This is a genomic window from Pseudomonas sp. JV414 (assembly GCF_032424305.1).
Taxonomy (GTDB): domain Bacteria; phylum Pseudomonadota; class Gammaproteobacteria; order Pseudomonadales; family Pseudomonadaceae; genus Aquipseudomonas; species Aquipseudomonas lini.
The window spans coordinates 162042-184472 of the sequence record NZ_VYKC01000009.1; the positions used below are offsets into that span (position 1 = coordinate 162042).

Genomic DNA, 22431 nt, shown 5'->3' on the forward strand with positions numbered 1-22431 from the left:
TCGACTCAACGGCGGCGCGATGCCTTGAAGGCTTGCCTGATCAACTCGCGCTGACGGCGGATTTCAACCAGTTGGATGCGCATTTCGCGGTGGCGTTTGCTGTTGAGTAGCAGTAGGCCTAGCAATGGAAAGAGGATGCCTGCCGCATAAACGAATCGATTTGGCCGATAGGCAATAGTCGGCAACACACACAATAGACAGACCACAAAAAGCCCTGCGAACACCCAGACCCAACCCGGTCTGCCGCGTACGACCATAAAGTTGCTATGGACCAGAACCCCTATGCAAATAACAGTGCATACGGCGAAGAATTTCGCTTCGTCTGCCAGTGGAGCGCTCACAAAGAAGTTATCGAGAAGAGCAAAGAGAGCAAGCAAACACGATATTTTCGCCACGAAGATCGCGGCGATAAAGGTTGGGAAGTAGCGCTTCATAAAATTGAGAAAAAACGGATAGTGTTCCACCTAGCGTCCCTTCTTGTTTTTCTGAAGCCCGACGGCAGATTTTGCTGCGATACGCTCATGACGTAATTCAAGCAACTTCTGGCGCATTTCTCGATGGCGTTTGCTATTAAGCAGTAGCAAACCCAGCATCGGAAATAACAACCCAGTCACATAGGCGACGGGATGCGGCTTATAACCATAAGTGGGGAGGACTGTGAGGAAACACACCAAATAGAATACGATGATGGCCCGCACACCCCAGGATCGCCCCCTGATCATGACAAAGTGGCTCAAAGCCAAGAGCAAAGACAGCACCAACGCCACAATAAACGAATACTTGCCCCGTTCAGGATCGCCTCGAAAGTAAGTACTTGAGACTAATGAAATCGAAGCAGAAAGAGCAAAACAAGCTAGAAAAAAGGCGCAGATAAAGGTCGGAAAATAGTGAGCAAGGAAAGCGTTCAATGAATACTTGCGATCCATTACTCAACCTCCTCATACAGACCAACAGCAATTGTTCTGAGGTTCCCAGCTAAGCTACTTCCTGTTAAGCCTATGACCGCCCCCAGAGAGTCGCGAATCTGAGTGACCGTCGCGTGATTGATTTGAGTAGCTGTATAACGCTTTGCAAGCGCCCCCGAACGCTGGCGAAGCTTCAATAGTTTATTTGTCAGGCTCAGGTCTTTTAATGTTAACAATTCTTTGGTCAACGCCTTTCTTTGCTGACGGGTCAGACCTTTAGAAAGCTCGTACCAACTCCTGCCGGTCGAGACCTTCCTGGCCTGCAAGAGCCTCAGGGTGGTTAGAGTAGACGCACCGGCTCCCAGCAATGATGCAGCATCCAGTACCGGCATTGCATAGCGATACCAGTCCTCGCTGTCCATATCATCATTGGCTGATGGGTCGTTGATTTCGTTGTACGTCCTCGTGCCTCCCACCACACACTGCGCAGTACTCGCGGCAGCAGCTGTTGCTCCAATTGCTGTTACAACCAAGCTGGCACCTGCTGTAAACGGAACTGCAATTGTGCCACTGAAAACCACGATCCAGCCCAGAATGGCACCGGCACAAGATAATGTCGTATTGACTGCCTCCCCCACTAAACGAGATTCACGTGGGTTGTTCTTTACCTGATCAGCAAACTGCGCAGGCGCAATGTACTTCTGCGCCTCGCGCAAAATGATTCGCTTGGGCCTGATACTGCAAATCGGCTTGAACTCGCGCAGGGTCACTACGTTGAATTCGGCGTCGATGTACACCACGCCCGCGCCGACAATTCCGGGATCGGCGTCGATGGCGGCGAACAGGCGTGGCAGGTTGATCTGGCTTTCGATGCGTTGGCGGGCCATGAACTGGGAGGGGCTGTAGTCCATGCCGATACCCGGTAAGGGGGTGCTCATGTGAATCGTCCTTGAAGATCGGGGGTTAGATCTTTATTGGCTGTGCCGCCTTCATCGCGGGCGAGCCCGGCTCCCACAGGGTTTGGCGTCGTATAGGGAAATCGGTTTCCAGGGCCGCCATTGAAGTGCGCGTCACCTTAGCAAACAGGCCGCACACTCGCTAGAAAACAAAACGCCAGCACTGAGGCTGGCGTTTTGCGATATGGCGCGGAAATTAACGCGGCACGACTGGCTTGCGGGCCGGTTTTGGCCCCTTGCCTTTGGCCGCGTCCTTGCGCTCCTTGGCCGCCTGCTGGTTGCGGGCGAACGCCGCAGCCTTGGCCTGTTCACGCTTGTCCCACGGGTTACCGCCATCGCTGGCACGTGGTGGCAGACCGGTGTGCTGGGTCAGGATCTTGGTGGTCTTTTCCCCTGCCACTTTGTGGCTGCCGGCCGGTGTCGAGTTCTTGCGACGGGCGCTCTGGTAGCTGTCGGTCGCCGGCTGATGCAGCGGGATCAACTGGTTCTTGCCCGGTCCGATCAGGTCGGCGCGGCCCATGCGGGTCAGCGCTTCACGCAGCATCGGCCAGCCTTTCGGGTCGTGATAACGCAAGAACGCCTTGTGCAGGCGACGCTGTTCTTCGCTCTTGACGATGGTCACGGCGTCACTCTTGTAAGTGACCTTGCGCAACGGGTTCTTGCCCGAGTGGTACATCGCGGTGGCGGTGGCCATCGGCGACGGGTAGAACGCCTGCACCTGGTCGGCACGGAAACCGTTGCCCTTGAGCCACAGCGCCAGGTTCATCATGTCTTCGTCGGTGGTGCCCGGGTGAGCGGCGATGAAGTACGGAATCAGGTACTGCTCTTTCCCGGCTTCCTTGGTGTACTTCTCGAACATGCGCTTGAACTTGTCATAGCTGCCGATGCCCGGTTTCATCATCTGGTTGAGCGGACCTTCCTCGGTATGTTCCGGAGCGATCTTCAGGTAACCACCAACGTGGTGAGTCACCAGCTCCTTGACGTATTCCGGCGACTCGACCGCGAGGTCATAACGCAGGCCAGACGCGATCAGGATCTTCTTCACACCCGGCAGGGCACGGGCGCTGCGATAGAGCTGGATCAGCGATGAGTGATCGGTGTTCAGGTTCGGGCAAATGCCGGGGAACACGCACGAAGGCTTGCGGCACGCGGATTCAATTTCCGGAGTCTTGCAGGCAATGCGGTACATGTTCGCAGTCGGGCCGCCGAGGTCGGAGATCACCCCGGTGAAGCCTGGGACCTTGTCGCGGATCTCTTCGATTTCGCGAATGATCGACTCTTCGGAACGGTTCTGGATGATCCGGCCTTCGTGCTCGGTGATCGAGCAGAACGTACAGCCGCCGAAGCAACCGCGCATGATATTCACCGAGAAGCGGATCATGTCGTAGGCAGGAATTTTTTCCTTGCCATACGCCGGGTGCGGAACCCGTGCGTAAGGCATGCCGAACACGTAGTCCATTTCTTCAGTGGTCATCGGAATCGGAGGCGGGTTGAACCAGACGTCCACTTCGCCATGCTTCTGCACCAGCGCGCGGGCGTTACCCGGGTTTGTTTCCAAGTGAAGCACGCGGTTGGCGTGAGCATAGAGAACCGCATCGCCACGGACTTTCTCGACCGATGGCAGACGGATCACAGTCTTGTCACGCGTCATCTTCGGGCTGGCGAGGATCTGCACAACCTTGGCTTCGCTCGGGTCCTCAACCGGACCCTTTTCCTGCTCGATGGCGCAGGCCTGAGTGTCCTGGGTGTTCACATACGGATTGATGATCTTGTCGACCTTGCCCGGACGGTCGATGCGCGTCGAGTCGACTTCGTACCAGTCTTTCGGCGTGTCACGACGAATGAACGCGGTGCCGCGCACGTCGGTGATGTCTTCGATCTTGTGACCGTAGGACAGGCGTTGGGCGACTTCGACGATCGCGCGCTCGGCGTTGCCGTAGAGCAGGATGTCGGCGCAAGCGTCGATCAGGATCGAGTTACGCACCCGGTCCTGCCAATAATCGTAGTGGGCGATGCGGCGCAGGGAGGCTTCGATGCCACCGAGCACGATCGGTACATTCTTGTAGGCTTCCTTGCAGCGCTGGCTGTAAACCAGGCTCGCGCGATCCGGACGTTTGCCCGCCAGGCCACCGGGGGTGTAGGCGTCGTCGGAACGGATTTTCTTGTCGGCGGTGTAGCGGTTGATCATCGAGTCCATGTTGCCGGCCGCGACGCCGAAGAACAGGTTTGGCTCGCCGAGCTTCATGAAGTCGTCTTTGGACTGCCAGTTCGGCTGTGCAATGATCCCGACGCGGAAGCCCTGGGCCTCCAGCAGTCGGCCGATGATCGCCATGCCGAACGACGGGTGGTCGACGTAGGCATCACCGGTGACGATGATGATGTCGCAGGAATCCCAGCCAAGCTGATCCATCTCCTCCCTGCTCATCGGCAGGAATGGCGCCGGCCCGAAACATTCGGCCCAGTACTTGGGATAGTCAAATAACGGCTTGGCTGCTTGCATGTCGATAACCGGTGTTGGCTTTCATTGAATTTCGCGGGCGCGGAATATAGCACAAAATTTGACCAATTCCGACGGCTATGGTCGGAAATTGCGACAACCCCATCGCGGGCAAGCCCGCTCCCACAGCTTCGGCGTGATCCCTGTAGGAGCGAGGCTTGCCCGCGAAGAGGCCCGACCAGACAACGAATAATTTACTCGTCGTCGAAGTTGTAGCTGCCCGGCGCCAAGTTTTCGAAACGGGTGTATTTACCGATGAACGCCAGTCGTGACGTGCCGATCGGGCCGTTCCGCTGCTTACCGATGATGATCTCGGCGATGCCTTTATGCTCGGTTTCCGGGTGGTACACCTCATCCCGGTACACGAACATGATCACGTCAGCATCCTGCTCGATCGCTCCGGATTCCCGCAAGTCGGAGTTGATCGGGCGTTTGTTCGGTCGTTGCTCCAGGGAGCGGTTGAGCTGGGACAGCGCCACCACCGGGCAGTTGAATTCCTTGGCCAGGGCCTTCAAGGAACGGGAGATCTCGGAAATCTCGTTGGTCCGGTTGTCGCCGCCGGAACCTGGGATCTGCATCAACTGCAGGTAGTCGATCATGATCAGGGCAATGTCGCCGTGTTCACGCACCAGACGCCGGGTCCGCGCACGCATCTCCGACGGGCTGATACCGGCCGTGTCGTCGATGAACAGCTTGCGATCGTTCAGCAGATTGACCGCCGAGGTCAGGCGCGGCCAATCGTCGTCGTCCAGGCGACCGGCCCGGACTTTGGTCTGGTCGATACGCCCAAGGGACGAAAGCATACGCATGATCAGCGATTCGCCTGGCATCTCCAGCGAGTAAACCAGTACGCACTTGTCGCTGCGCAACACGGCGTTTTCCACCAGGTTCATTGCAAAGGTGGTTTTACCCATGGACGGACGGCCGGCGACGATGATCAGGTCGGAAGGCTGCAAGCCGCTGGTCTTCTCGTCGAGGTCGGTGTAACCGGTGGACAGGCCAGTGATGGCGTTGTCGGTGTTGAACAAGGTATCGATACGGTCGATAGCCTTGGTTAGCAGGTCATTCACGCTCACCGGGCCGCCGGTTTTTGGCCGGGCCTCGGCGATCTGGAAGATCTGCCGCTCAGCTTCGTCGAGAATCTCTTCAGCCGTGCGGCCTTCCGGATTGAAAGCGCTGTCAGCAATTTCGGTGGCAATGCCGATCAACTGCCGCAACGTCGCCCGTGCACGAACGATTTGCGCATAGGCCTTGATGTTGGCGACGGACGGCGTGTTTTTCGCCAGCTCACCCAGGTAACCGAGGCCACCGACTTGCGAGGTCTGACCTTCCTTGTCCAATTGCTCGGCAAGGGTCACGACGTCGATCGGGGAGTTCTGATCGGCCAGTTTGGCGATCGCACGGAAGATCAAACGGTGGTCATGACGATAGAAATCGCCGTCCGAGACCTGATCGAGCACACGTTCCCAGGCGTTGTTGTCCAGCATCAGACCACCGAGCACGGCCTGTTCGGCCTCGATGGAATGCGGCGGCACCTTCAGGGCAGCGGTTTGCAGATCGTATTGCTCGGGAGCGGAGATATCGTTCATGGCCACTTGGAATTGGGAGTTTCAGAAAGACAAAGGGCACGACCTGTAAACAGGATCGTGCCCGATGTTACCGACAAGCACCCGAGGGTGCCAGCCGACAAGTGCTGCTTAAGCTGCTACCACGACAACGCGTACGGTGGCTTCAACTTCGGCGTGCAGGTGCACGGCTACGTCGAATTCGCCTACGTTGCGGATGGTGCCGTTCGGCAGACGAACTTCGCTTTTTGCAACTTCAACGCCAGAGGCGGTCAGTGCATCAGCGATATCGTGGGTGCCGATCGAACCGAACAGCTTGCCTTCGTCACCAGCGGTGGCAGTGATAGTCACTTCCAGCTCAGCCAGTTGGGCGGCACGGCTTTCAGCCGAAGTTTTACGGTCTGCTGCGGCTTTTTCCAGCTCAGCGCGACGCTCTTCGAACGCAGCCAGGTTGGCAGCGGTCGCAGCGGTAGCTTTGCCGTAAGGCAGCAGGTAGTTACGACCGTAACCAGCCTTAACGTTCACTTTGTCACCCAGGTTGCCCAGGTTGGTGACTTTTTCCAGAAGGATCAGTTGCATGTGAAAATCCTCTTAACTTTTAACCTTCACCGTTCGCGCTATCGGCATCTTTCGGTGCCGAACGACCGCGAAAATCAATCAGGCTGTCGACGATGGCCAAGACCACCAGCAACGGATAGATCAGCTGCATGAACAGCAACAGCGTGACGTACAACCCCACCAGCCAGAATTTGGCCAGCCGCTTTTGCGCCACCAGCCCGTGAATCAGGGCCAGCCCGGCGAACACCAGCGGTACGCTGCACAACGGTGTCAACATGGCCATCTGCGAGCCTAAGTTAGGCCCCAGAAGCATCAACACCAGCAGCAACATCGCCGGTAAAAGCGGGATTCGGATGGCGCGAAACTCGCGACCAAAACCACCCGGGTTGTACAACAACGCCTGCCAGTAGCGCCCGACAATCAGGCTCAGCACACTGACGATTTGCAACAAGGCCGCAATCAGGCCGGTCAGGACCGGTGCAATCAGGGACGCGAAACGCGCTTGCTCGTCTACCGACAATTGCTGGTAGACATCACCGAGTAGCGACGGCATGACTTTTATCAAAGCCTGCGCCAGCATCTCGATCTGGGGCGCAAAAGCCGCCCCCAGCACCACTGAAAACACCAACCCCATCGCTATGCTGACCAGCAGCACGCGGTTCCAGGACTCGCTTGCGCGCAAAACCAACGCAAGGCTCGAAGACCCCAGCAGCACCAGAAGTGCCCGTGGGTCGTCGGAGTAAAGCCACCAGATCAACGCCGGCAGCAGTCCCAGAGCAAGAACGCCCAAGGCGTCCTTCAATCCGCGCCGCAGGAGCACAAGGCATCCGGCGGCAGCACCCAACCAATACAACAACGGCAATGTTGCGCATCCGGCCACTACCAGAGTGGCCTGCATACGGCCGCGCATGATGAACTCAGCTAAGGCGCGCATGCATTCAATCCTTTGCTACGTGTCGACTGCCCGGTCTCAGCGGCCGTGGCTGTCGGTGTAGGCCAGCAGGGCCAGGAAGCGGGCGCGCTTGATAGCGGTGGCCAGCTGACGCTGATAACGAGCTTTGGTACCGGTGATGCGGCTTGGAACGATTTTGCCGGTCTCGGATACGTAAGCTTTCAGAGTGTTGAGATCTTTGTAATCGATCTCTTTCACGTCTTCAGCGGTGAAGCGGCAGAATTTACGACGACGGAAGAAACGTGCCATTTGATAGGCTCCTTAAAAGGTCCGTGGATTACTCGTCAGCGTTATCGCTGGCGTCGCTGTCATCACCATCAACGCCTTCGGCGTCGGAGTGCTCAGGACGGTCGCGACGCTCACGGCGCTCACTGCGGTTTTCTTCAGCCTTGAGCATCTCGGATTGGCCGGTAACGGCTTCTTCGCGACGGATGACCAGGTTACGGATCACTGCATCGTTGTAGCGGAAGTTGTCTTCCAGCTCGGCCAGGGCCTTGCCAGTGCACTCAACGTTCAGCATCACGTAGTGAGCCTTGTGAACATTGTTGATTGCGTAGGCCAGTTGACGACGGCCCCAATCTTCCAGACGGTGGATTTTGCCGCCGTCTTCTTCGATCAGCTTGGTGTAACGCTCAACCATGCCGCCGACTTGCTCGCTTTGATCCGGGTGGACCAAAAAGATGATTTCGTAATGACGCATGAATGCTCCTTACGGGTTGTAGCCTGCCGCTCAAAAGCGGTCAGACAAGGAGTGAATGACACTTATGGACTTGCTTGCGATAGACACATGCGTGCCTGCCGTCACAGCAAGGGGCGCAATTGTAGAGAAGGGACAAGAGAGGCGCAAGGCAATTGGTGAATATTTGAACAATCACCTCGACTGGAAAGCCGAGCACCTGTAGGAGCTGTCGAGTGAAACGAGGCTGCGATCTTTTGATCTTTAAAAGTCAAAGTCAAAAGATCGCAGCCTTCGGCAGCTCCTACAGGGTTGTGTCAGGACTTTTTGGCGGCTCCCTTGACGCCACGCTGGCGCAGGGCCTCGAACAGGCACACGCCAGTCGCCACGGACACATTGAGACTGCTGACACTGCCCGCCATTGGCAGACGCACCAGATAATCGCAAAGATCGCGAGTCAGGCGGCGCATGCCGCTGCCTTCCGCGCCCATGATCAGGATGGTCGGGCCGGTCAGGTCTTGCTGATACAACTCCTGCTCAGCCTCGCCCGCCGTACCGACGACCCACAAGCCGCGCTGCTTGAGTTTTTCCAGGGTGCGCGCCAGGTTGGTCACAGCCACCAACGGAATCACTTCCGCCGCGCCGCAGGCGACTTTACGCACCGTCGGGGTCAGGGTGGCTGACTTGTCCTTTGGCACGATCACCGCCAGCGCACCGGCCGCATCGGCCGAACGCAGGCAAGCGCCGAGGTTGTGCGGATCGGTCACGCCGTCGAGCACCAGCAACAGCGGTGCGCCTTCAGTGCGATCGAGCAATTCGTCGAGCATCGCCTCGCCCCAGACCTGACTCGGACTAACGTCCGCGACCACGCCCTGGTGCACGCCTTCTACCCACGCATCCAGCTCACGACGCTCAGCTTGACCGACCGCTACGCGATTTTCGGCAGCGAGTGCGATCAGCGTCTGTACCCGCGGATCACTGCGGCCTTCAGCCAGCCAGATCTGCTTGACGCGTTTTGGGTGATGACGCAGCAACGCTTCTACAGCGTGCACGCCATAGATCTTTTCCAACTGACTCATGACTTGGCCTTAGGTTTACGCGACCCGCCGCTTTTGGCTGGGGCCGAACCCGCTTTCGGCGGGCCTTTACGATGTTTGCTCGGTTTGCCGCCGGAGGCCTTGTCAGGCGCCGACCGCCCGGTCTTTCCCCCAGACGCCGCTTTACCGCCGCTTTTCGCTTCAGACAGCAACGCCTGTTTCAGTTCACGACTTTTGCGCAACTCGGCATTTTTTGCCGCGGCATCGCTCGGGCGATAGGCTTCGACAGCCTTTTCCTTGGCAGGACGACGGCCGGTTTTGGCCGGTGCCGGCTCTGCAGCCGATTTGGTAGCAGCGCCGGCAGGAGCAGCAGTTTCAGTTCCACGCTTCTTGCGACCGATCGGCGCGCTGATGGTTTTTTCAGCCATCTCGAAGTCGATCTTGCGCTCGTCGAGGTCGACGCGCATGACGCGCACTTCAACCGTGTCGCCAAGGCGGAAGCTGCGACCGGTACGCTCACCGGCGAGGCGGTGGTGCACAGGATCGAAGTGGTAGTAATCACCCGGCAGCGCGGTGACGTGCACCAGGCCTTCGACGTAGATGTCGGTCAGCTCGACGAACAGCCCGAAACCGGTCACGGCGGTGATCACACCCGGGAACGATTCGCCCACACGGTCTTTCATGAACTCGCACTTGAGCCAGTTCACTACGTCGCGGGTCGCTTCGTCGGCACGGCGCTCGCTCATCGAGCACTGCTCGCCGAGCTGCTCCAGGATCGCTTCGTCGTACGGGTAGATGCGCGCTTTCGGAATGATCATCGCACCGGCACGGCGAACGTGCGGCGTGTCCATTTTCGAATGGATGACGCTGCGAATCGCCCGGTGCGTGAGCAGGTCCGGGTAGCGGCGAATCGGCGAAGTGAAGTGGGTATAGGCTTCGTAATTCAGGCCGAAGTGACCCTGGTTATCAGCGCTGTACACCGCTTGGCTCAACGAACGCAGCATGACGGTCTGGATCAGGTGGAAATCCGGACGGTCCTTGATGCTGGCCAGCAAAGCCTGGTAATCCTTCGGCGACGGACCATCCTTGCCTTTGTGCAGGGACAGGCCGAGCTCGCCAAGGAAGGCGCGCAGTTTTTCCAGACGCTCCGGTGGCGGGCCGTCATGGACACGATACAACGCAGGGATTTCGTGCTTTTTCAGGAATTCGGCAGTGGCCACGTTGGCCGCCAGCATGCATTCCTCGATCAGCTTGTGGGCGTCGTTGCGAACGGTCGGGCGGATTTCGGCAATCTTGCGCTCGGAACCGAAGATGATCCGGGTTTCCTGCGTTTCGAAATCGATCGCGCCGCGCACATGACGAGCCGCCAGCAGAACCTTGTACAGCGCATACAGCTGCTTGAGGTGCGGCAGGACGTCGGTGTATTCACCACGAAGCTGACGCGCTTCGGTGGCTTTCGGCGTTTCCAGCATCGCGCTGACCTTGTTGTAGGTCAGGCGAGCGTGGGAGTGAATCACCGCTTCGTAGAAGCAATAATCGGTCATCTCGCCGGATTTGGAGATGGTCATCTCGCAGACCATGGCCAGGCGATCGACGTGCGGGTTCAGCGAGCACAGGCCGTTGGACAGTTGCTCTGGCAGCATCGGCACGACGCGCTCGGGGAAGTACACCGAGTTGCCACGAACCTGGGATTCGTTATCCAGTGCCGAACCGATTTTCACGTAGCTGGAAACGTCGGCAATCGCCACGTATAACTTCCAGCCACCGGAGAACAGGCGCAGCTTGCCCGGCTTGGCTTCGCAGTAGACCGCATCATCGAAGTCGCGTGCATCTTCGCCGTCGATGGTCACGAACGGCAGGTGACGCAGATCGATGCGCTTCTCTTTGTCTTTCTCTTCGACTTCCGGCTTGAGCTTGGCGGCTTCTTTGAGCACCGCTTCAGGCCAGACGTGAGGAATATCGTAGGTGCGCAGGGCGACATCGATTTCCATGCCCGGCGCCATGTAGTTACCCACGACTTCGACCACGTCGCCTTGCGGCTGGAAGCGTGGCGTCGGCCAGTGGGTGATCTTCACTTCGACGAACTGACCGATCTGGGCGTTGGCGTTGCGACCCGGAGTCACCAGCACTTCTTGCTGGATCTTCGGATTGTCCGCGACGACAAAACCGATACCGCCCTCTTCGAAGTAACGACCGACGATGGTCTCGTGGGCACGGGACACCACTTCAACGATCATACCTTCGCGGCGACCGCGACGGTCGAGACCGGAAACACGGGCCAGGGCACGGTCGCCATCGAACACCAGGCGCATTTGCCCCGGGCTCATGAACAGGTCATCACTGCCGTCATCCGGCACCAGGAAGCCGAAGCCGTCACGGTGACCGCTGATGCGGCCCAGGATCAGGTCGAGCTTGTCCACCGGCGCATAAGTGCCCCGGCGGGTATAGATGAGTTGAGCATCGCGCTCCATGGCGCGCAGGCGGCGGCGCAGGGCTTCGATCTGGTCTTCTGTGGTCAGACCAAACTCTTCGACCAGCTGCTCGCGGTTAGCAGGCGAACCTCGATCAGCAAGGTGCTGAAGGATCAGTTCGCGGCTAGGAATAGGGTTTTCATATTTTTCCGCTTCACGAGCGGCCTCGGGATCGAGGGACTGCCAATCGGCCATTAGAGAGTTTTCACCTTGTCTATATGCGGGTTAGTTTGGCATAGGCGTAATGAAACGGGAAATTTCAGGCTATGACAGCCCATCTAAAGCCCTTTATCGACACGGCAAAGCTGATTTGAATACCACTGGAGAAATTTTCCAGGTTTTTTCGATGCCGGGGGTTTACAGTTAAAAAGACGCTCCGTATAGTGCGCGCCATCGACGACGCACACGCGCTGCCGATACTGCCCAGATGGTGAAATTGGTAGACACGCCAGCTTCAGGTGCTGGTGACCGCAAGGTCGTGGAAGTTCGAGTCTTCTTCTGGGCACCAATTTCGAGCTTGAGATTAGAACAATTTCAAGGCTCACACAAAAACCCGCGAAAGCGGGTTTTTGCATTTCAGGCTTCCGATTTATTAAAACTAAATCAGGGGTTTACAGATCAAAATGCTCTCCGTATAGTGCGCCACATCAACAGCGGCAACGCTTGCGATTATGCCCAGATGGTGAAATTGGTAGACACGCCAGCTTCAGGTGCTGGTGACCGCAAGGTCGTGGAAGTTCGAGTCTTCTTCTGGGCACCAATTCAAATTCAAGGTCACGATCTTGAATTTCACAAAAACCCGCGAAAGCGGGTTTTTGCGTTTCTGGCTTTCGAAAATTTCAAATACCACCTCTCGCTGTGGTGAGGGGGCTTGCCCCCGTTGGGTCGCGAAGCGGCCCTCTTCATTCTTCCAGCCACACCTAATTATCAGGTTTTGCGACTGCTTCGCAGCCGAACGGGGGCAAGCCCCCTCGCCACAAAAGCCCGCTCTAACCACCATTAGCAAAACCTCGCAGCCCCCGCAAGACGCACTTGAGAAACAATATCGTTTATCATTGTTACAAGATTTTGCAATGCGACAGTGAGGAACCCTGCGAATGATGTTTCGAAATACCCTGCGCCGCGGCCTGACCATTACCCTGCTCGGCCTGACACTCGCCACTCCCCTCACCCAAGCCGCCGATCCGGTTTCCCTGACACTCTACAACGGCCAACACAAAGAAGTCGGCGACGCCGTCGCCAAAGCCTTCGAAGCCAAGACCGGGATTCACGTCAATGTGCGCAAGGGCAGCAGCAACCAGCTCGCCAGCCAGATCGTCGAAGAAGGCGATCGCTCCCCCGCCGACGTGATCTACACCGAAGAATCCCCACCGCTGAACAAACTCGGCGAACAAGGCCTGCTGGCGAAAACCGACGCCGCTACCCTCGCCGTTCTGCCCAAGGACTACGTTGCCGGCAACGGCACCTGGATCGGTATCACTGCGCGAGTTCGCGTGGTTGCATTCAACCCCAAATTGATCGATGAAAAAGACCTGCCCAAGTCGGTGATGGAGTTCTCCGATCCGAAATGGCAAGGGAAGGTCGGCTTCGTTCCAACCAGCGGCGCGTTTCAGGAACAAGCCGTAGCAATCATCAAAGTGCACGGCATGGATGCAGCCGAAGAATGGCTCACCGGCCTACGCGCTTTCGGCAAAACCTACAGCAACAACATGGTCGCGCTGAAGGCTGTGGAAAACGGTGAAGTCGCCACCGTGCTGGTGAACAACTATTACTGGTTCGCCTTGCAGCGTGAAAAAGGCCAGCTCGATTCGAAACTGCATTACTTCACCGGCGGTGATGTCGGCGGGCTAATCACCGTTTCCAGCGCTGCGGTGCTGAAATCCAGCAAACATCCAAAAGAAGCCCAGCAATTCCTCGCCTACATGGCCAGCGAAGAAGGTCAGCGCGTGATTACCCAGACCACCGCCGAATACCCGCTGCACAAAGGCATGGAATCGGATCGTGGCCTCAAGCCGTTCAGCGAACTGCAAGCGCCGAAAGTCACGCCAGCCGATCTCGGCAACGCCGAAGAAGCCCTGGACCTGGAACGTGACGTTGGCTTGAACTGATGAGCGCATCGTTATCCGCCCCCGCCTTGCGCGGGGGCTACATGCCACGGCGCAAGCGGCCGTCGATCTGGTTGTTGCTGCCGGTTTTGCTGCTGGTGGCGCTCAGTCTATTGCCACTGGCATATGTCGGACTGAAGACCTGGCAGGCCGGTTGGGCTGAGGCGTTGCATCTGTTGTGGCGCCCTTATGTGTTTGGCCTGCTGCGTAATACCTTGGCACTGATGGTGGGCGTCACGCTGGCCTGCGGTGTGATTGGTTTGTCGCTCGCCTGGTTGCTGGAGCGCAGTAATCTGCCGGGGCGACGGCTATGGGGCGTGATCCTGTGTCTGCCGTTCGCGGTGCCGGCGTTTGTCAGCAGCTTCACCTGGGTCTCCCTGAGTGCTCACTTCGAAGGGCTAGGCGGCGCGATCCTGGTGATGACCCTGTCCAAATACCCGCTGATTTTTCTGCCGGTGGCGGCAACCCTGCGCAATCTCGATCCGTCGCTGGAGGAGTCGGCACGAACCCTGGGGCAGAATCGCTGGGGCGTGTTCTTCAAAATCACCCTGCCGTTGCTCTGGCCGTCACTGCTGGCCGGTTCGCTGCTGATTGCGCTGCACATGCTGGTGGAGTTCGGCGCGCTGTCGATCATCGGCCTGCAGACGTTTACCACCGCGATCTATCAACAGTTCGAACTGGAATTCAGTAACGCGAATGCGGCGATGCTTTCCGCCGTGTTGCTGGTGTTGTGTCTGATGCTGCTTTGGTTGGAACTGCGCGTGCGCGGCAAGGGCCGACATGTGCGCACCGGCCAGGGCGCGGCGCGACATGCGCAGCAGGTTCGCCTGGGGCCTTGGGCGACTGTCGGGCAGCTGTACTGCCTGCTGCTGGCAATCATCGGCAGCGGTATTCCGCTGGGGATGCTGGCGTATTGGCTGATGGTGGGTTCGTCAGCGGCGTTCCCGGTCGCCGCGATCAGCGAGGCCTTGTTGTCATCTCTGGCGCTGTCCCTCGGTGGCGCAGCGCTGTGCCTGGTGTTGGCGGTGCCGGTGGGGTTGCTGGTGGTGCGCCATAAAGGCCGACTGGCAATCTGGGCCGAGCGCCTGCCGTATCTGCTGCATGCACTGCCGGGATTGGTGATTGCGCTGACCCTGGTGTATTTCGCCCTGCATTATGTGCCGGTGCTGTACCAGACCTCGGCGCTGCTGCTGATTGCTTATGCGCTGTTGTTTCTGCCGCTGGCTCAAGCGCCGATTCGCACCGCGCTGAACAAGGCAGCGCCGCAACTGGAAGAGGCCGCACGCACGCTGGGAGCGTCGTCCTTCAGCGCGTTTTGTCGGGTGACGCTGCCGATAATCTTCCCTGCCTTGGGGGCAGCGTTTGCGCTGGTATTTCTGGATGCGATGAAGGAACTGACTGCGACGCTGCTGCTGAGTCCGACCGGGCTGAATACGTTGGCGACGGAAGTCTGGGCGCATACCGCAAATGTGGAGTTTGCGGCGGCGGCGCCTTATGCAGCGTTGTTGATTGTGGTGTCGGGGTTGCCGGTTTATTTACTGACGACGCGGATGTATTTGAGTCGCTGAGATCGCTATCGCGGGCAAGCCCGCTCCCACAGTGTCTTCCGTTACGCACAAAATTGTGAGTTCACAGAAGTACCTGTGGGAGCGGGCTTGCCCGCGATGGCGCCCGCACAAACAATACAAAACTTAAGCCCTGAACTGCCCCAAGCTAGCCTTCAACTGCGCCGCCAAGCCATCCAGCACTTTGCCGCTGGCCGTGGTCTCCACCACCGCCTGAGCAGCCTTTTCAGCCTGAGCATGAATGGTCTCAACCCGCCCCCGAACGGCCTGCGCACCTTGCGCCTGATGCGCCGCGGCCTGGGTCGCCAGACCGATCGCCGCATGCACCTGCTCGACCGAGGCCTGCACCGACTGCTGCAACCGCGCACTGTCGCGCAACACCAGCAAACCTTCGCTGGCCTGACGTCCGGCCTGACCAATCGCTGCAACAGCCTCGCGCGCGCCCTGCTGCAACGCAACGATGTGAGCCTGAATGTCACCGGTTGAACTCTGAGTCTTGCTCGCCAGTGCCCGCACCTCATCCGCCACCACGGCAAACCCGCGACCGGTCTCGCCGGCACGCGCCGCCTCAATGGCCGCGTTCAATGCCAGCAAGTTGGTTTGCTCGGCGATCCCGTGAATCACCGTCAGCACCACTTCAATCTGCTCACTCTGCTGCGCCAGACGCTCGATGACTTTCGCGCCGGTGTCGACCTGTCCGGCCAACGCTTCGATCAGGCTGCCGACTTTCGCCGAGGTCCGCGTGTTTTCATCCGTGGCCTGACGAATGTCCACCACTTGCTTCAAAGCGGCCTGCATGGCGTGACTTTCAGACTGAGCTTCGTCAGCCATTTGCGACAACGCACGCAAGCTTTCGGCCACTTCATCGCGCTGCATGCCCGCCGCCGCATCGGCGCCAGCATTGCGCAGGGTCATGGCACCAATTTCCACGCCGGTACGCTGGGCCACATCGCCCGCCTCACGCACGATCGGCTGCAACTTATCCACAAAGCGATTGACCGCCGAGGCCATGTCGCCGATCTCATCCTGGCTGTTGATCTGCACGCGCTTGGTCAGATCGCCCTCACCTGCCGCCAGGTCATCCATGGCGGCGATCAGCAGCTTCAAGCGGTTGACCACTCGACGACCCAGCACCACTGCCAGCAACAGCAGCACACCAAAACCCACTAGCGACAAGCCCATGCCGATGCGCCAGCGCAAAGTCCCCGCCGCTTCCTGCACGGCAGTGGTGGTATTGGCTTTCATTTCAGCGGCGGTGGACTGCGCCGATTGCAGACGCCCGCGCATCGCCGTTGCGCTGTCAGCTGCCGCGCCTTTGAGACTGTCGCCCACCAGTTGATCGCTGCTGGCGATCAGCGCCGAGAAGCGCTTGTCCAGCGCCGCCAGATCGGTTTCCACGGAAGCGGTCGAAACCCCCATTAGGACCTTGCCGATTTCTACCCCATTGGGGTTGATCGAGGCTTCAAGGTAGTAGACCGACGGATCGTTCTTCGCCGCATCCAGCACCTTGTCCAGCGCCCGCTCGCCCTGACCTTTTTCCAGAAGCGCCTTGTTGATCGGGTTCTCCCGGTTGAGGTAGCGCGTCAGGTGCTGGCCCGTGGCATCGTCGTAAACCACGAACAACACATTGGGATTGCGCTGGGCACGGCGAGCGAATTCGGACAGAGTGGGAATATCGCTGTCCCACATGGCGCGGGGTGCGACCGAGGCCAGAAGCTGCGCCATGTCGTTGGCTGAATCCTTCAACCCCTTCTCCAGCGTCGCACGCAGTTGTGCCTGCTCGTCCTTCAGACGCGGAGACAGTCCGGCTGTCAGGCGTTGGCGAGTACTGGCGGACAGACTATCCAGACTCGACGTGACCTCACGTCCCGCCTGCTCAAGCTCACCAGAGAGCTTTTGGCTGTCGGCGTCCAGCCGCAGACCCAAATCAGCTTCCAGCGCAGTCACTGTGCTCCGGGTCAGAGCGACAGCCACCAGCACCTGCACCAAAAGGGCGATACCAAGGGTAACGAACACGGGCCGCAAGAGACGGCTTTGTAACAGTGAGAGAACGGCCGACACTGAAAATCCCTCTGCTTTGACGCCATCAAATTGATAGCACGTCAGAAACGATGCTTTTTCAATGTTCCCAGCAAAGGTCATGCCGTTCGACAGGCATAAACGACAAAGGCCCCAATTAAGGGGCCTTCGTGTTTTACATCAACGACTTATTAAGCGAACGGGTGACGCAGAACGATGGTTTCGTTGCGATCCGGGCCCGTCGAAATAATGTCGATCGGCGCACCGATCAGCTCTTCAACGCGCTTGATGTAAGCACGGGCGTTAGCTGGCAGCTCTTCCAGAGTTTTGGCACCCACGGTCGACTCTGTCCAGCCCGGCACTTCTTCGTACACCGGCTGCAGGCCCATGTAGCTGTCAGCGTCAGTCGGGGCAACGTCCTTACCTTCGGCATCTTTGTAGCCGACGCAGATGTTGATGGTTTCCAGACCGTCGAGTACATCCAGCTTGGTCAGGCAGATGCCCGAGATGCTGTTCACATCGATAGCGCGACGCAGGATAACGGCGTCAAACCAGCCACAACGACGAGCACGGCCGGTAGTCGCGCCGAACTCGTGACCTTGTTTAGCCAGGTGCGCACCGACTTCGTCGAACAGCTCAGTCGGGAATGGACCCGAACCTACACGTGTGGTGTAAGCCTTGGTGATACCCAGGATGTAGTCCAGGAACATAGGACCAACGCCCGAACCGGTAGCAACGCCGCCAGCGGTGGTGTTAGAACTGGTCACGTACGGGTAGGTGCCGTGGTCGATGTCCAGCAACGAACCTTGGGCGCCTTCGAACATGATGTCTTTGCCCGCACGACGCAGGTCGTGCAGCTCGGCAGTCACGTCCAGCATCAGCGGCTTGAGCAGCTCAGCGTATTCTTTGCACTCGGCCAGGGTCTTGTCGAAGTCAATGGCTGGCTCTTTGTAGAAACCGACCAACATGAAGTTGTGGTATTCCACCAGTTCACGCAGCTTGGCTTCAAAGCGCGGCATGTTGAGCAGATCGCCTACGCGCAGACCGCGACGGGCAACTTTGTCTTCGTAAGCCGGGCCGATGCCGCGACCGGTAGTACCGATCTTCAGCTCGCCACGCGCTTTTTCACGGGCCTGGTCCAGCGCTACGTGGTAGGACAGGATCAGCGGGCAAGACGGGCTGATACGCAGGCGCTCGCGCACCGGAACGCCTTTCTCTTCCAGCTTGATGATTTCCCGCAGCAGGGCGTCGGGTGCAACCACCACGCCGTTACCGATCAGGCACTGCACGCCTTCGCGCAGCACGCCCGACGGAATCAGGTGCAAGACGGTTTTTTCGCCGTCGATCACCAGGGTGTGACCAGCGTTGTGGCCACCTTGGTAGCGCACTACGGCGGCAGCATGTTCGGTCAGCAGATCAACGATCTTGCCTTTGCCCTCATCACCCCATTGGGTGCCCAGGACTACGACATTCTTACCCATAACACTTGTCCTCATTCGCGCAAACTTGGTGCCGGCGGCGGCCGGCAGGAAAACTCAAGAAGCCAGCGGCAATACTTGCCAAAGCCCGTTCTGCTGAATCAATTGCCGGTCGCAGTCCGCTTCACGGGCGGCGGCCAAAAGCTGCCCAGGCAACGCCTGAACAACTCGCTGACCCTCACTGCGCAGCTGGCAAACCTGCTGCCAGAGTGCTGCATCCGTACTGTCAGGCATCCAGATACCGCCAGACGGTAGCTCGACTTCAGCACGCCCCAGGGTCACCAGGGTTTTCAAATCGGTAGAGAAACCAGTTGCCGGACGGGCACGACCGAAATCGGCGCCGATGTCGTCGTAACGACCGCCTTGGGCAATGGACTGGCCAACACCCGGGACGAACACGGCGAACACTACACCAGTGTGGTAGTGGTAGCCGCGCAACTCGCCCAGGTCGAAATACAGCGGTAATTCCGGGAAACGCGTGGACAGACGCTCGGCAATCGCCAGCAAATCGTCCAGGGCCGCCAGCACGGGCGCCGGCGCATTGGCCAGACGCTCACGCGCTGCACTCAACACTTCACGACCGCCACACAGGTCGACCAGCGCTCGCAGCATGCCCGACAGATCGGCAGGCAAGCCTTCGGTCAAGGTAATGACCTCGTCGATGGCTTTACGTTGCAACGCATCGAACAACTGTTGCTCGACTTCGCCCGACAAACCGGCGGCGCGGGCCAGGCCGCGGTAGATGCCGACATGACCGAGGTCCATGTGCACATCCGGCACATCGGCCAGTTGCAGCATGGCCAGCATCAGGCTGATGACTTCCACGTCGCTGCTCGGGCTGGCATCGCCGTACAACTCGGCGCCCAGTTGAATCGGGCTGCGCGAGGACGACAAGGCACGCGGCTGGGCATGCAGCACGCTACCGGCATAGCACAGACGACTTGGACCTTCGCGACGCAGGGTATGCGCATCGATGCGCGCCACTTGCGGCGTGATGTCGGCACGGAAACCCATCTGCCGGCCCGACTGCGGGTCGATGACCTTGAAGGTACGCAGATCGAGGTCCGAACCTGCACCGGTCAGCAGGGATTCCAGGTACTCGATATGGGGAGTCACGACAAACTCGTAACCCCAGCTCTGGAACAGATCCAACACCTGGCGACGCGCTACTTCGATGCGCGCAGCTTCTGGTGGCAGTACTTCTTCGATGCCATCTGGCAGCAGCCAGCGGTCTACCGTTGCCATTACGCCATTCCCCTATGATCCGGGCGACAAGCCTTTGGGCGAGCCTTGAGTGAAGCAGAAAATGATCGGTTCATGTGCAAACCACGCGCATGAACAACGGGGCGAAAAGCCTGAAACCGGCTTCGCCAACCACTTTCCTCGAAAAACCTGTCGAGTCATTCAACTCGGGCGCCTGCATAAAAACAGCAATCAAACGTGCAGACGCAAAAAAGCCGGGAATTTCCCGGCTGCCGCATCATACACACGTTTTCCCAAAGGATCACCCCGCCCGAGGCTTTAGCTGCCAGGCGGGGGGATGATTCAGGTCAACGCCGTATCAAGGCTTGGCTTTTTCCAGGTAACGGAAGAAGTCGCTGCCCGGGTCCAGGACCATGACGTCGGATTTGTTCGCGAAGCTTTCACGGTAGGCACGCAGGCTACGGTAGAACGCGTAGAACTCCTGATCCTGACCGTATGCCTTGGAGTAGATCGCAGCAGCCTGGGCGTCACCGTCACCGCGAACCTCTTCAGATTCACGATAGGCTTCAGCCAGCAACACGCGGCGTTGACGATCGGCGTCGGCACGGATGCCTTCAGCCAGCTCGTTACCCTTGGCGCGGTGCTCGCGAGCTTCACGCTCACGCTCGGTGCTCATACGTTCGAACACGCTGCGGTTCACTTCCTTCGGCAGGTCGATGGTTTTGACCCGGACATCGACAACTTCGATGCCCAGCTCTTTTTCCGCCATCTTGTTCAGCGAATTGGTGATGTCAGCCATCAGCGCATCACGCTCACCGGACACCACTTCGTGCAGGGTGCGCTTACCGAACTGGTCACGCAGGCCCGATTCCAGACGACGGGAAAGACGCTCGTCGGCAATCTGCTTGAGGCCGGAAGTCGCGGTGTAGAAGCGCTCGGCATCTTTCACGCGCCACTTGGCGTAGGCATCGACCATTACGGCTTTCTTTTCCAGCGTCAGGAAGCGCTGTGTCGGTGCATCCAGTGTCATCAGACGCGCGTCGAATTTGCGCACCTTGTTCACGTAAGGCACTTTCACATGCAGGCCCGGCTGAACATCGGCCTGGACCACGCGACCGAACTGCAGCATCACCGCGCGCTCGGTCTGAGCCACGATGTAGAAGCAGTTCCAGGCAACGATCGCCACGACGACGCCGATAATAAGGGCGATCAGCGATTTATTGCTCATCAGCGACTCTCCCTGGTACGTGCTTGCTGTTGCTGCAGATCAGCTGCCGCACGCGCATTCACTTCATTGCTGCTGGCTGCCGCGCCGGTCACTGGAGCACCGGGGCTGCGACCACTATCAATCATCTTGTCCAGCGGCAAGTACAGCAGATTGTTCTGGCCATCCTTGTTACCGGTCACGAGAACCTTGCTGGTGTTGCTGAAGATTTCCTGCATGGTGTCCAGGTACAGACGCTGACGGGTAACTTCAGGGGCTTTGCGATACTCGGCCACCAGCTTGGTGAAGCGATCAGCCTCACCCTTGGCACGGGAGACGGTCTCGTCGCGGTAACCGTTGGCATCCTCGAGGATGCGCTGGGCCTGACCACGGGCTTCCGGCACGACGCCGTTGGCGTAGGTTTCAGCCTGGTTGCGCGAACGCTGCTCGTCTTCACGGGCGCGGATCACGTCATCAAAGGCTTCCTGAACTTCACGCGGTGCCGCTGCGCTCTGTACGTTGACCTGGGTGACGGTGATACCGGTGCGATAGGTATCGAGGAAGCGTTGCAGACGCTCCTTGATTTCGCTGGCCATCAATTCACGACCTTCGGTCAGCACCTGATCCATGGCGGTAGAACCCACCACGTGACGCAAGGCACTGTCGGTCGCATGCTGCAGGCTGATTTCCGGCTGATCGACGTTCAGCACGAAGTCCTGCAGGTTGCTGATCTTGTACTGCACGGTCAGCGGCACTTCGACGATGTTTTCGTCTTCAGTCAGCATTTGACCCTGCTTGGTATAGGCACGCTCACGCGTGACGTTTTCCATGTACTTGCGATCGATCGGCGGGAAATAGATGTTCAGGCCCGGGCCGACGGTTTCATAGTATTTGCCGAAGCGCAGCACTACGGCTTGCTCCTGCTCATCGACCACGTAGACAGCGCTGTACAGCCACACAGCCGCCAGCACGACCAGGCCGATGCCGAGCAGGCCGCCGAAGCCGCCACTCTTGCCCGAACCACCGCCCTCGTCACCGCGTTTTTTACCACCACCGAACAACCCGTTCAGGCTTTCCTGCAGCTTTCGGAAGGCCTCGTCGAGATCCGGTGGTCCCTTGCGGTCGCCGTTATTGCGGCGCTTGCCACCCCAAGGATCCTGATTATTCGAGTTGCCACCCGGCTCATTCCAAGCCATAGCGCTCTCCATCTGATAAAGCAAAGACGCACCCACGGCGCGCC

18 protein-coding genes and 2 tRNA genes are annotated in these 22431 nt (G+C 58.7%); 4 read left to right on the forward strand and 16 right to left on the reverse strand.

Annotated features, from left to right (window positions below):
* Window positions 1–5: 5 nt before the first annotated feature.
* The 11 genes from F6R97_RS11725 to rnr form a co-directional block, all read right to left on the reverse strand.
* Window positions 6–464, reverse strand: coding sequence for a hypothetical protein (locus tag F6R97_RS11725; RefSeq protein ID WP_315866579.1), 459 nt, complete (start codon window positions 462–464; stop codon window positions 6–8).
* Window positions 465–926, reverse strand: coding sequence for a hypothetical protein (locus F6R97_RS11730; RefSeq protein WP_038978719.1), 462 nt, complete (start codon window positions 924–926; stop codon window positions 465–467).
* A complete protein-coding gene (locus F6R97_RS11735) occupies window positions 926–1843 on the reverse strand; it encodes an NAD synthetase (RefSeq protein WP_315866580.1) in 918 nt (305 codons plus the stop codon). Before F6R97_RS11735 ends, F6R97_RS11730 begins: the two co-directional genes overlap by 1 nt.
* A gap of 214 nt (window positions 1844–2057) precedes the next feature.
* Entirely contained in the window at window positions 2058–4361 is a 2304-nt protein-coding gene (locus tag F6R97_RS11740) for a YgiQ family radical SAM protein (RefSeq protein ID WP_038978718.1), read from the reverse strand.
* A gap of 191 nt (window positions 4362–4552) precedes the next feature.
* Window positions 4553–5947 carry a replicative DNA helicase gene (gene dnaB / locus F6R97_RS11745; RefSeq protein ID WP_007902695.1) on the reverse strand — a complete coding sequence of 465 codons (1395 nt, stop codon included), beginning with the start codon at window positions 5945–5947 and terminating at the stop codon, window positions 4553–4555.
* A 108-nt stretch (window positions 5948–6055) separates the two neighbouring features.
* The gene (rplI, locus tag F6R97_RS11750) at window positions 6056–6502 is read right to left on the reverse strand and encodes a 50S ribosomal protein L9 (protein ID WP_003197251.1); all 447 of its coding nucleotides are present in this window, start codon (window positions 6500–6502) and stop codon (window positions 6056–6058) included.
* A gap of 19 nt (window positions 6503–6521) precedes the next feature.
* On the reverse strand, window positions 6522–7415 hold the full coding sequence (locus tag F6R97_RS11755; protein ID WP_218397213.1) for a hypothetical protein: 894 nt from the start codon (window positions 7413–7415) through the stop codon (window positions 6522–6524).
* A 36-nt stretch (window positions 7416–7451) separates the two neighbouring features.
* On the reverse strand, window positions 7452–7682 hold the full coding sequence (gene rpsR / locus F6R97_RS11760) for a 30S ribosomal protein S18 (protein WP_002551829.1): 231 nt from the start codon (window positions 7680–7682) through the stop codon (window positions 7452–7454).
* A gap of 28 nt (window positions 7683–7710) precedes the next feature.
* Complete coding sequence (gene rpsF, locus F6R97_RS11765; RefSeq protein ID WP_007902678.1) at window positions 7711–8133, reverse strand: 30S ribosomal protein S6; 423 nt, start codon at window positions 8131–8133, stop codon at window positions 7711–7713.
* A gap of 293 nt (window positions 8134–8426) precedes the next feature.
* Window positions 8427–9188 (reverse strand): 23S rRNA (guanosine(2251)-2'-O)-methyltransferase RlmB, encoded by a 762-nt coding sequence (gene rlmB, locus F6R97_RS11770; protein ID WP_038978717.1) that lies wholly within the window; start codon window positions 9186–9188, stop codon window positions 8427–8429.
* Window positions 9185–11812: a ribonuclease R gene (rnr, locus tag F6R97_RS11775; protein ID WP_048396144.1), complete on the reverse strand. Its 2628-nt coding sequence runs from the start codon at window positions 11810–11812 to the stop codon at window positions 9185–9187. The genes rlmB and rnr overlap by 4 nt, the downstream gene beginning before the upstream one ends.
* A 226-nt stretch (window positions 11813–12038) precedes the next feature.
* Between rnr and F6R97_RS11780 the strand changes: the two genes are divergently transcribed.
* The 4 genes from F6R97_RS11780 to F6R97_RS11795 all read left to right on the forward strand — a co-directional run bounded on the left by F6R97_RS11780 (window position 12039) and on the right by F6R97_RS11795 (window position 15290).
* Window positions 12039–12125 (forward strand) — tRNA-Leu (locus tag F6R97_RS11780).
* Window positions 12126–12290: 165 nt separating this feature from the next.
* Window positions 12291–12377: transfer RNA gene (locus F6R97_RS11785), tRNA-Leu, on the forward strand.
* A 337-nt stretch (window positions 12378–12714) separates the two neighbouring features.
* Complete coding sequence (locus F6R97_RS11790) at window positions 12715–13725, forward strand: iron ABC transporter substrate-binding protein (protein ID WP_048396143.1); 1011 nt, start codon at window positions 12715–12717, stop codon at window positions 13723–13725.
* Window positions 13725–15290: an iron ABC transporter permease gene (locus tag F6R97_RS11795; protein ID WP_315866581.1), complete on the forward strand. Its 1566-nt coding sequence runs from the start codon at window positions 13725–13727 to the stop codon at window positions 15288–15290. The genes F6R97_RS11790 and F6R97_RS11795 overlap by 1 nt, the downstream gene beginning before the upstream one ends.
* Before the next feature lie 123 nt (window positions 15291–15413).
* Here F6R97_RS11795 and F6R97_RS11800 read toward each other — a convergent pair whose 3' ends face one another.
* The 5 genes from F6R97_RS11800 to hflK all read right to left on the reverse strand — a co-directional run bounded on the left by F6R97_RS11800 (window position 15414) and on the right by hflK (window position 22387).
* On the reverse strand, window positions 15414–17348 hold the full coding sequence (locus F6R97_RS11800; RefSeq protein WP_315866582.1) for a methyl-accepting chemotaxis protein: 1935 nt from the start codon (window positions 17346–17348) through the stop codon (window positions 15414–15416).
* Between the two features lie 149 nt (window positions 17349–17497).
* A complete protein-coding gene (locus F6R97_RS11805; RefSeq protein WP_030128327.1) occupies window positions 17498–18787 on the reverse strand; it encodes an adenylosuccinate synthase in 1290 nt (429 codons plus the stop codon).
* Between the two features lie 54 nt (window positions 18788–18841).
* Window positions 18842–20029, reverse strand: a complete 1188-nt coding sequence (locus F6R97_RS11810) for an ATP phosphoribosyltransferase regulatory subunit (RefSeq protein ID WP_038978713.1) — start codon at window positions 20027–20029, stop codon at window positions 18842–18844.
* Window positions 20030–20345: 316 nt separating this feature from the next.
* Window positions 20346–21215, reverse strand: coding sequence for a protease modulator HflC (hflC, locus tag F6R97_RS11815; RefSeq protein WP_038978712.1), 870 nt, complete (start codon window positions 21213–21215; stop codon window positions 20346–20348).
* Complete coding sequence (gene hflK, locus F6R97_RS11820) at window positions 21215–22387, reverse strand: FtsH protease activity modulator HflK (protein ID WP_038978711.1); 1173 nt, start codon at window positions 22385–22387, stop codon at window positions 21215–21217. Before hflK ends, hflC begins: the two co-directional genes overlap by 1 nt.
* Between the last annotated feature and the right edge of the window lie 44 nt (window positions 22388–22431).